This window comes from Enterococcus sp. AZ011 (assembly GCF_050548355.1).
Taxonomy (GTDB): Bacteria; Bacillota; Bacilli; order Lactobacillales; family Enterococcaceae; genus Enterococcus; species Enterococcus faecalis.
Genome location: NZ_CP172959.1, coordinates 2,788,368 through 2,799,039 on the forward strand (window position 1 = coordinate 2,788,368; position 10,672 = coordinate 2,799,039).

Consider the following 10,672-nt stretch of genomic DNA (forward strand, 5'->3'; position numbering starts at 1 on the left):
CTATATTTCCTCCTCGGTAATTAATTTAGCCGCCAATGCTAACGCAATGACCCGTTCAGCTCGTTCAACAATTGGTTTATCAACCATTTTTCCATTTACGGAGATAACACCGGAACCTTTTGCTTCGGCTTCCCGAATGCCCCAGATTACTTCCTTAGCATTCTGGATTTCTTTTTCTGTTGGCGCATAAATAGTATTAACTAATGGGATTTGACGAGGGTTAATCACCGATTTCCCATCGAAACCTAGCTGTTTAATCAAACGAACTTCGGCTTCAAAGCCTTCCGTATTGTCTACATCTGAATAGACCGTATCAATAGCTGCAATCCCAGCTGCTCGAGCGGCATGTAAAATCATGCTACGAGCAAAGAATAGTTCTTGGCCATCTGGATGGCGCCGTGTTTTCATATTGGTAACATAGTCTTCGGCGCCTAACGCGATGCCAATCAATCGAGTTGAACTTTTGGCAATCGCGGGCGCATTTAGAACACCTTCAGCCGATTCGATAGCAGCCATCATTTTCGTTGTTCCTACGGGAATGTCATTTTGCTGTTCTACTTCTGTAATGACTGCCTCGACATCAATGATATCTTGGGCTGTTTCTGTTTTTGGTAAACGAATCACATCGACACCAGCTAAGACCATTGCTTCAATATCTTCTGCGCCACCGGCATCTAAAGCATTGATCCGAACAACAATTTCAATATTGCCATAATCGAAAGTTTTCAAAGCAGAATGGACTAAAACACGGGCAGAGTCTTTTTCTTTTAATGAAACTGCATCTTCTAAATCAAACATGATTGAATCTGCCCCATACAAAGGTGCATCTCTTAGCATTGCTGCGTTCGCTCCAGGGACAAACATCATTGTTCTTCTTAAACGTTCCATGAGTCCAACTCCTTCCAATCATACGTTTCTTTTTCAGCGCCTCGATGTAAAACTGTAATCATCCGAGCTTTGATTGTACAATCTAATGCCCCTTTATCAATCGCCTTGACCGCAACGCCTTGGACATCTAAATGTTCCAAAGTTGTCGTAATCACCTGACGAATTTGATTGCCAAATTGTTTTTCGACACTACTTTCTAATTCAATGGTATTTTCTGTTGATTCAATGGGTTGGACGGTAATCATAATATCACTTGATTCTACTGTCCCTGCAGTAGCATTTTTGATAATCTTCACTTTCTTCACCTCATTAGTTTCTTGTGTTCTACTAAGTATTGATAACTTGTTGCTGGTAAAAACTTCTTGAGTGTCTCTTTGTCGCCTTCAACCATCGCTTTGCGAACTTTCGTCGCACTAATCAGCTCTCCATCAATCGCTAATCGCGGGACAATGGTTAGCGTTATCGTTTGTCCGAAAACTTGTTGCATTGCTTGATTGTAGACATCGGTCACTTCTGAATAAGGCTCTTCTCCCACATAACGTTGCTGAATTTCAAGTATTGGCGCAATTCTTTCTTTAAATAACGTTGCATCAAGCGTTGCTTGAATTGCAGCTACCTCTAATGGCGCTTTTTCTTTCAAAAAATAGGTAGGAAAAGTCGCAGACGAAACTAAGTAATCTTCTGTAGATAGGACTGTCACATTGGGTAAATGGGCGACCCCTTTTTGCACCATTGCGAAACGTGCTTCTTTTGAAAATAGCGATTTATCTTCAGATAAAACAAACACATAAACGTGCGGACTTTCTTTGGCTGCTTTTTCGACTAAGTACTGATGGCCTTTCGTAAAAGGATTTGCATTCATGACAATGCTACTGGCTGGCCCTGCTTTTTTATGCTGTGTCAGGTAATCAAGATAATCGGCAAAATCTGGTTTGCCTTGCTCCATAAATAGCACCTCTTGATTCGCAACCACTTTTTGAAAGCCTAGCGACTGAAAAATTTGTTCATTTTTTGGTTTTGTATACAAAAAACTGTGTAATTGGTTTTCTTCTCTCAGTTTTTCAAGTAGATGAACCACCAATTGGGTTAACAAATTTTCAGATTGATATTTTTTACAAACGGCCACGCACTTAATCGTTTTGCCTGAAAGCGAGCCAGAGGCGATTAATGCTGTGTCATCATATATGCCAACGGTGTAATCAAGTGCTTCTGTCGTTTGCAATTCGGCTTTTTCCATTAATTCGCGCCAAGCTTGATAAGCTTTTTTATCTTTTTGCAACCAGATTCTTTTCATTGTATATACGCTGCTCACAGCAATAACCTCCTTTATTTTTTAATTGGAAATAATTTTGTTAGTAATTTAGATGCTAGATAAATGATAAATAAAACAACGAAAACGCCGCCCCAACCAAAACCTAACAGTTCAAAAGCAATTTTTAAATCTTCCATGTTAACAGACATGTATTCGTTCTCCTTTCCGTCCTATGTTAAAAAGGCTAATAGTAAGCCACCAGCAATTACAGAAGCGATTTGTCCTGAAACGTTGGCACCAGCAGCATGCATTAAAATAAAGTTTTGTGGGTCTTCATCTGTAGCCATTTTTTGAATGACCCGACTAGACATTGGGAAAGCGGAAATACCCGCAGCACCAATCATTGGATTGATTTTTTCTTTTCTAAATAAATTCAAGAATTTAGCAAAAAGCACGCCGCCGACTGAGTCCATAATAAAGGCGACTAACCCTAAGCCAATAACCATCAATGTATCGACTTTTAAGAACTCTGCATAGTTCATGCTAACGGAAATAGATAGTCCTAGCAAGATACTAATAATATTCACCAATTCATTTTGAGCTGTAATGGATAAACGATCCAAAACGCCACATTCTCTTAATAAGTTCCCAAACATTAAGAAACCAACTAATGGTAATGACACCGGCGCAATTAACCCTGCGACAATCGTAATAACAACCGGGAAAAGAATTTTCGCTGTTTGAGAAACTTCACCGGCCCGATAAGTCATACGGATCCGACGTTCGGCTTTCGTCGTCACTGCTTTAATCGCTACTGGTTGAATAATCGGAACTAACGCCATGTAGGAGTAAGCGGCAACCATTATGGCCCCCATGTATTTTGAATGTAAGGTATTTGCTACGAAAATAGACGTTGGGCCATCAGCGGCACCAATAATCCCAATCGAAGCAGCATCGTTTAAATCAAAACCTAATAAAACAGCCATAATAACTGTAAAGAAAATCCCAAACTGTGCAGCGGCACCAAACATCAACATAAACGGATTTTGTAACAATGGACCGAAATCAATCATTGCCCCAATCCCAATAAATAATAATAACGGGAATAATTCTGTTTTTATTCCAAAATCAAAAAGAACATTAAACGGACCTGGCTCGCCGCCAGCGCTCAATACGCCGGAATTAGGAAAGTTCACTAAAATCGTTCCTAAACCCATCGGCACTAAAAGTGTTGGTTCATACTCTTTTTTTATTCCTAAATACATTAATAGTCCACCAATCAGCATCATCACAATGCGTCCTGGTTCTTGGCCCATTCCTATAACACCTTGAATCAGTGTCTCCACACAAATCACTTCCTCTTCTTAAATTAATTCTAGTTAATTGTTATTAATGGTTCCCCTGGGTTCACAATTTGGCCTTGGGTAACATGAATTCCTGTTACCGTACCTGCTTTTCCTGCAACGATTTCATTTTCCATCTTCATTGCTTCTAAAATTAACAATGGTTGGTTCTCAGACACCGTATCACCAACATTGACTAATACTTTTAACACAGTTCCTGGCATTGGCGCAGGCATTGCATCTGCTCCTGCTGGGGCGGCTGGCTGTGCTGCTGGCGCTGGGGCTTCTTCAACAGCAGGGGCTGGTGTTTCTGTCGTAGCAACTGGCGCTGTTGGTTGTGGCGCAACAGGTGCTGGTTGTGGGACGCCACCGATTTCTTCCATCTCGACTAAATATTCTTTCCCATCAATTGAAATTTTAAATTTGCGTAACATAATGATCCTCCTCAAGGTTTTGTTTTGAAATTCTTTTGACAACTAGCTGAGACTCTTCTGAAAGCTCTGCAGCTATACTGGCTGCAATAATGGCAACTTCTTTTGCTTCTGGATTTCGTTTTGCGATTTTTTTGATAACAAAACGACTTTCTGGAAACTCTCCTGCTGCGATGGCAGTGGCCACAATACTTACCAATTGATATTCTTTTGGCTCAGAAGGAATATATGCTGGTATATCTATCCATCGCTTTTCCAAGTTATCCGCTTCACGTTGGATAACGCTTTCATTAATCTCGGTATCCTGCGTGTGTTGCTCTTTCTTGAATAAGGACTTAAATAGGCCCATATTGTCTCTCCTTTCACTAATTCTTGGTATACGTTCATTATAGAAAAAACCGTTAAAAAACCTAGTGAAAACACTAGCTCAGATTGTTCTTTTATTGTTTATTTTGTGAAAAAAACTCTGTAAACATTGGTATATAAGCATTTATCAGCCGTTAAGATTCTATTAATATTATATTAAGTTATTAATAAGAATTTGATTGTTGAATTGTTTTTTTGATGTTCTTTTTGTTTTAGGCTATTTATTCTCTGCGAAAGTTTGTATATTCTCACACTATAGACAAACACAAAAAATATTTTTTGTTGTAAACCAGAATACTGTGAAACATTTCTCATGGCTATTCTTTTTTATTAACACCGGTTGTTAACGCTTACAAAAAAGTTCTAAAAAAAGAAAGGAAGAAAAACATGTTACTCACTATTTTAGCTTATGGTATGATTATCATCTTTATGTATGTAATCATGAAAAAGAAATTGTCACCGTTTACATCTTTAGTAATTATTCCTCTTATTTTTACTTTGATTGCAATTGCAACTGGAGTAGCGAGTCCGCCACCTGGTGCTGACGGTGTTGTCCCTGAAGTCAACATTGGGAATTTCGTCTTAGATGGGATTTCAACTACTTCAAAAACTGGTATTATGTTATTATTTGCCATTCTTTACTTCTCTATTATGTTGGATGCTGGTTTGTTTGACCCAATCACTAAAAAAATGATTTACTTTGCTAAAGGCGATCCAATGAAAGTCTTGATGGCTACTGCGGTAGTTGCTGCTGCTGTTTCCTTAAACGGAGATGGAACAACTACGACCTTGATTTGCTGTTCTGCGTTTATTCCCATCTACAAAAAACTTAATATGAAATTGATGAATTTAGGTGTGCTTGTTATCTTACAAAACACCATTATGAACTTATTACCTTGGGGCGGTCCAACAGCTCGTGCCATGGCCGTACTAGAAGTTGATGCCGACATTCTTTCTTATTTAGCACCTGGTATGATTTTATCTGTATTGTATGTTATCTTCTTTGTTGCTTATCGCATGGGGAAAAAAGAACGTGCTCGCTTAGGCGTGACAACGCTTACTGATAAAGAATTGGAAGAAATGACTATTGTTAACGATCCTGAGTTATTAGAAATTCGTCGTCCAAAGAATTTTGCGTTCAATGGTATTTTAACGATTGTCTTAATCGGTTGGTTAGTCCTAAGTTCATTCGTTGGTCAATTAGGTTTGCCTTCGTGGATTGAAATGCCACCGTTATTATTATTCCTAGTTGGTACTTGTATCGCTTTAATGATTAACTATCCAAAATTAAAAGATCAAAGCAGCCGTATTAGTGCAAATGCTGGTGATGCTGTGCAAGTAGTTATCTTAGTTTTTGCTGCTGGCGTCTTCATGGGCTTATTCCAAGGTTCTGGTATGGCCAATGCCTTAGCAAATAGCTTTGTTAATATTATTCCAAAACAATTAGCCGGCGCTTGGGGCTTAGTGATTGCGTTCATTTCAGCACCAGGAACATTCTTTATTTCAAACGACGGTTTCTATTTCGGTGTCTTACCAGTCCTAGCAGAAGCTGGACGTTCTTATGGATTTGACAATATGTCTATGGCTTTAGCTTCCTTAATGGGGCAAGCGTTCCACTTATTAAGTCCATTAGTGGCATTTATTTACTTGCTATTACGTTTAACTGGTTTAGATATGGGCCAATGGCAAAAAGAATCAGCAAAATATGCCTTAGGAATTTTCGTTATTTTCGTTGTTACAATTGTTGCTTTAGGTCACATGCCTTTATTTATTCCACAAAATTAAACGTCGTCGCTGAAACCGTAGGAGTGCCTTTTCTCCTCGGTTTTCTTTTCATTTTGTCTTTTCTTGCGTTATATTTTCATTTTTAATATTATATTTATTATCTATAAAAATAACCTATAGGGAGGTGCCTCATATGAATCCAACGGTTGAAGCAGTAAAACGGAACTTAGATTTAACCAGCAGTAAACCTCTAAAAATTTGTACCTACGAAGCCTTTAAAAAAACCATTATTTTAGGGGATATTCCTGCAGGTGAACGGATTAACGAAAAAGAATTTTCCGAGCAATTAAACATTAGTCGGACGCCCATTCGCTTTGCTTTACAAGAATTGGTCAAAGAACAATTGGTGGAACATATACCTATGGTAGGTATCGTGGTTAAAGGGATTAGTATGAAAGATGCTTATGAAATTTATGATATTCGTAAATCTTTGGACACTTTAGCAACCATTAAAGCCATGGAACTCATGACACCAGAAGATTTTGATGAATTGGAAGCCTTACTTCTCGAAGGAGAACAATACAATAAAAATAACCAAGTAGATGACTTACTACAGAACTTTTCAGATTTTAATTCCTTTATTTATACTAAGAGTCAGATGCTACGTTTAAAAAAAATTGTGACTGATCTCCATGCTTACTTAATCTATTTCAGAGATATTGCGATTCGTGCCTCAGAACGTCGTAGTATTGCCCTAGAAGAACATTGGTTAATTTTCCGCGGAATGAAAACAAAGAATATTGACCAGATCACACTTTTAACCCATGAACATCTAAATCGTTCGCTTCAATTTATTTTGAAAGAAATGGAACATCGACAAATTGAATAATCAAAAAAGGCCCGCAGTCGCTCGTGCAACTGCGGGCCTTTTTTCATTTTTTTTGTACGCAACCATCTGGCGTAAAGGTATAACCAATGCCCCAAACGGTCCGAAGGTAACAAGGTTCTTTCGGGTTTTCTTCTAATTTACTTCGTAAACGATTAATAAAAACCATAATCGTATTCGCATCGACATCCCCAGTACCCCAAACACTGCTGTAAATTTGTTCTTTAGAGAATACTTGCTCGGGATTCTCCAGAAAAAATTGAATTAATTGAACTTCTTTCGAAGACAATGAAATAGGTAAATCCTTTTTAAATAGTTGATAACGACCATAATCAAAACGGAAATCGCCTACCTGTAGCTCTTCTTTTTTATAAACATTCAATTGTTTTCGAATCATTCGAGCTCGATTCAACGAAGCAATCACCTGAGCCTTAAAAACATTCAAGGAAAAAGGTTTCGTTATATAACTATCCACGCCCATTTCCAAGGCTGCAATGATATCCTCTTCTTCTTTTTTGCTACTAAAAAAGATAATTGGCACTAGTGGATATTTCTCTCTAATCATTTGGACTAAGTAGTAACCATCGCTGTCATGTTCCAAGTTATCATCTAAAATGAACAAATCAAAGGTAACTCTGGACACAATATCTTTTGTTTTTTCAATTGATTCACTTTGGTAAATAAGAATACCTGTTGATTGTAATGCTTTCCAAATCAAGCGACGAACTGCTGCATCATCATCTACAACCAGTATTTTCTCCGTACGCATACCTGTTGCTCCCCCTACGTCTCTTTACAAAACTTTTTCATTTGAATTTACTACTGGAGTAATTACTGATTATCATAACATAAAAAAAGAAACGGAGACGGCTAAAAAATCATTTAACAAAGAAACGTTGGCAACTATTCAGTCCCTGCTGAGAGTTGCCAACGTTTCTTTGTTTGTTTAAAAATACTTCTTAACTGGTTCAACCACTAAATACCGATAAGGTTCATCCCCTTCAGAATGGGTTTTGATTTGCTCATCTTTACTTAGCGTGTGATGAATTTGTTTTCTTTCAAAAGCCGGCATTGGTTCCAAGAAGACTGGCCGCCCAGTGCGTTTGGCTTTTTCCGCGGTGCGTTTCGCTAAACGTTCCAAAATTTCATGACGTTTTTCACGATAATTTCCGACATTCACAACAATCGATAGCTTATTGCTTGCAATGCGGTGAATAAAGACTTGCGCTAAATACTGTAACGCATTTAACACTTTTCCGTGTTTTCCAATTAAGATACCTTGTTTTTCTGTTTCTAAATGGAAGATAATATTGCCATTCTCGCGCGCTATGCGAACCATGGCAGGGGCGTTCAGTTCATTTGAAATATTCGTTAAATACATCGCTAATTCAGTAATAGCAGCTTCGTCTTCCAGATTTTCTAAAGAATGTGTTGATTCCTCTGAGAGACTAGGAATTGCTTCGGTTAATTCCTCAACTGCTTCTTCCACTGCTTTTGCTTCATCGGCAACAACAATATCTTCCACTGTTTCTTCGACCGCTTCTGTGACTTGCTCACTAATCGTTGGTTCCATTGAAATTTGGGCAAGTTTTTTTCCTAGACCTAAAAATCCTTTTTTTCCTTCGTCTAACACATCAATTGTAACATCCTCTTTGGTTAAACCAAGTGCTTGTAAGCCTTTCTGCGTTGCTTCTTCGATTGTATTTCCTTCATAAATCGGCATCTGAACGACCTCCTTTATTTTTTCTTCCCTTTTTTCTTAGGACTTTTTGCTCGTTCAAGCGCTCGCTCCCGTGCTTTGGCTTGACGTGCTGCTTCCTCCCGCTCTTTACGGATTTTGAATGGGTTGTTTAATAACAATGTTTGCCCTGTTTGGAAGGCATTTGAGACCACCCAGTAAAGAGATAAACTGCTGGCTAATGAAATCCCCATAAAGAAGATCATCGCTGGCATAACGTAATTCATAATTTTCAGTGAGGCATTTGTTTCTAGTTGGCTCATACTTGAAAGATACGTACTAGCAAACGTAAAGACAGCCGCTAAAATCGGTAAAATTAAATACGGATCCGGCTTATCGAGGCTTAACCACAAGAACGTTCCTTCTTTTAACTCAGGCACGCGTGAAATGGCTTGATACAAAGCCATCATGATTGGTAGTTGAACCAACAGTGGTAAACAGCCAATGTAAGGATTCACATTATTCTCTGCATACAAACGTTGCTGTTCTTCTCGGAATAAGCGTTGTGTTTCAGGATCTTTTGAAGAATATTTTTGTTGCAAGGCCTTTAATTGCGGTTGCAACTCTTGTGTTTTACGCATACTCTTCGTTTGGAAATGCATCAACGGCAATAAAATAATCCGGATGACTAACGTAAATAGGATAATCCCAATTCCGACACTGCCGCCTAATGATAGGAACTTAATCGCTTGGGCAAAATAATAAACAATGTATCGATCCCAAATTCCTGTACTACTTTCACTTACGGGCGCGGTTCCGCAGGCGGATAAAACAAAGACTAAGGTCACTAACCCAGCCATTAATAATAAGCGCTTATACTTCTTCACTACTCAATTCCCTCTCTTACATCTAATATTTTAGCTAAATTTAACACATGTGTTAAATTAGCTTTCACTTCTTCAGACGATAACTTTTCCAATCCTGGACGTGCAATCACGATAAAATCAATTTCTGGAGAGATACGGTCTTTTAATTGAAATAAACTCGCGCGGATTTTCCGCTTCACAGCATTCCTTGTGACCGCGTTTCCAATTTTCTTCCCAACAGAAATCCCCACTCGAAAATGGGCTTGTTGTGGTTTCTCTAAAACGTACACCACGAAACGACGATTTGCACAAGATTGTTTTTTATTAAACACCTGTTGAAATTCTTTTTCTTTCTTGACACGGTAGGACTTTTTCATCGGCATCCCTTTGTTTCTATATTTTTTTACTTCTTAATAATAATAGCATATTTCCGCTCTTTTTTAGTAGCCTTTTCTATAGAATCCTGCTTTCTTTTATTGAAAACAGAAAAAGAACCCTTAGTTATCTTCACATCTTCCAAAAAATTATGGAGATAACTAAGGGTTCTTAGAAATTGACTGTTTAAAAGACCAGACCATCATTAAGCAGAAATAACTTTTCTACCTTTACGACGACGGCTTGCTAATACGCGACGGCCATTTTTAGTGCTCATACGTTTACGGAATCCGTGAACTTTTTGGCGTTTACGTTTGTTTGGTTGATACGTTCTTTTCATGCAATTACACCTCCTGAAATTGTAACTATCCATCAATATATAGACATACTTTGATAGTATAACGAGTAATGGGGTCTTTTGTCAATAAAATTTAAGAAATATTTCCTGAGAAAGATTCGTTTCAATTATCCACAAATTAAATTTTCCTGTGAGTAGCTTGTGGATAGTTTTCCACATTTTTTTCTGTTCACAGCCATTTTTCCACTAGTTTTACACAAAAAAACAGCCTGTTAAAAAGTTTTGCACAGGTGTTTTTTCAGCTGTTGATAAGTTCTTGAAACATGATTGTGTCAAGCTTAATTATTCTCAACTTTTTGTGGATAACTCATTCAACAACCACTTTCTTCCGCAAGTGTCGACACCCTGTGGAAAACTTTTTTCACCCTTGTGTACTTTTTTTCCACATTGAACAATTGCTTGTGGAAAAAGTTTTAAAAAAATGCTAAAATCGACTATGCTCATTCTTTTAAGTTATCCACATTTTTTAGATAACCAAAATTTAAACATATAGGAGGTCACTGT

Annotated in this window: 14 protein-coding genes; 2 read left to right on the plus strand and 12 right to left on the minus strand. The window is 37.9% G+C overall.

The genetic code is table 11. The features are described from left to right. The 7 genes from citE to IGL36_RS13395 are packed head-to-tail and all read right to left on the minus strand — an operon-like array spanning position 1 to position 4,263. The gene (citE, locus tag IGL36_RS13365; protein ID WP_002355998.1) at positions 1-888 is read right to left on the minus strand and encodes a citrate (pro-3S)-lyase subunit beta; all 888 of its coding nucleotides are present in this window, start codon (positions 886-888) and stop codon (positions 1-3) included. Continuing rightward, positions 876-1,184, minus strand: a complete 309-nt coding sequence (citD, locus tag IGL36_RS13370) for a citrate lyase acyl carrier protein (protein WP_002355999.1) — start codon at positions 1,182-1,184, stop codon at positions 876-878. Before citD ends, citE begins: the two co-directional genes overlap by 13 nt. Before the next feature lie 5 nt (positions 1,185-1,189). Then, complete coding sequence (gene citC / locus IGL36_RS13375) at positions 1,190-2,182, minus strand: [citrate (pro-3S)-lyase] ligase (RefSeq protein ID WP_002397726.1); 993 nt, start codon at positions 2,180-2,182, stop codon at positions 1,190-1,192. Between the two features lie 32 nt (positions 2,183-2,214). After that, positions 2,215-2,349, minus strand: a complete 135-nt coding sequence (locus IGL36_RS13380) for an OadG-related small transporter subunit (protein WP_002356001.1) — start codon at positions 2,347-2,349, stop codon at positions 2,215-2,217. Between the two features lie 21 nt (positions 2,350-2,370). Further along, positions 2,371-3,486, minus strand: coding sequence for a sodium ion-translocating decarboxylase subunit beta (locus tag IGL36_RS13385; RefSeq protein WP_002383526.1), 1,116 nt, complete (start codon positions 3,484-3,486; stop codon positions 2,371-2,373). 29 nt (positions 3,487-3,515) lie between these two features. After that, a complete protein-coding gene (locus IGL36_RS13390; protein ID WP_002363547.1) occupies positions 3,516-3,917 on the minus strand; it encodes an acetyl-CoA carboxylase biotin carboxyl carrier protein subunit in 402 nt (133 codons plus the stop codon). Next, the gene (locus IGL36_RS13395; protein WP_430609057.1) at positions 3,901-4,263 is read right to left on the minus strand and encodes a hypothetical protein; all 363 of its coding nucleotides are present in this window, start codon (positions 4,261-4,263) and stop codon (positions 3,901-3,903) included. Before IGL36_RS13395 ends, IGL36_RS13390 begins: the two co-directional genes overlap by 17 nt. A gap of 404 nt (positions 4,264-4,667) precedes the next feature. On the opposite strand from IGL36_RS13395, the gene IGL36_RS13400 reads away from it, so the two are divergent. Both IGL36_RS13400 and IGL36_RS13405 read left to right on the plus strand, forming a co-directional pair. Then, positions 4,668-6,065: a CitMHS family transporter gene (locus IGL36_RS13400; protein WP_002356005.1), complete on the plus strand. Its 1,398-nt coding sequence runs from the start codon at positions 4,668-4,670 to the stop codon at positions 6,063-6,065. Positions 6,066-6,198: 133 nt separating this feature from the next. Continuing rightward, a complete protein-coding gene (locus IGL36_RS13405) occupies positions 6,199-6,894 on the plus strand; it encodes a GntR family transcriptional regulator (RefSeq protein ID WP_002397724.1) in 696 nt (231 codons plus the stop codon). A gap of 43 nt (positions 6,895-6,937) precedes the next feature. Here IGL36_RS13405 and IGL36_RS13410 read toward each other — a convergent pair whose 3' ends face one another. From IGL36_RS13410 to rpmH, 5 genes are all read right to left on the minus strand, one after another. Continuing rightward, entirely contained in the window at positions 6,938-7,660 is a 723-nt protein-coding gene (locus IGL36_RS13410; RefSeq protein WP_002363545.1) for a response regulator transcription factor, read from the minus strand. Positions 7,661-7,837: 177 nt separating this feature from the next. Beyond that, a complete protein-coding gene (gene jag / locus IGL36_RS13415; protein ID WP_002356009.1) occupies positions 7,838-8,614 on the minus strand; it encodes an RNA-binding cell elongation regulator Jag/EloR in 777 nt (258 codons plus the stop codon). Positions 8,615-8,628: 14 nt separating this feature from the next. Continuing rightward, on the minus strand, positions 8,629-9,456 hold the full coding sequence (locus IGL36_RS13420) for a YidC/Oxa1 family membrane protein insertase (protein ID WP_002356010.1): 828 nt from the start codon (positions 9,454-9,456) through the stop codon (positions 8,629-8,631). Further along, positions 9,456-9,812, minus strand: coding sequence for a ribonuclease P protein component (gene rnpA / locus IGL36_RS13425; protein ID WP_002356011.1), 357 nt, complete (start codon positions 9,810-9,812; stop codon positions 9,456-9,458). The genes IGL36_RS13420 and rnpA overlap by 1 nt, the downstream gene beginning before the upstream one ends. Before the next feature lie 203 nt (positions 9,813-10,015). Further along, complete coding sequence (rpmH, locus tag IGL36_RS13430) at positions 10,016-10,150, minus strand: 50S ribosomal protein L34 (RefSeq protein WP_002356012.1); 135 nt, start codon at positions 10,148-10,150, stop codon at positions 10,016-10,018. Between the last annotated feature and the right edge of the window lie 522 nt (positions 10,151-10,672).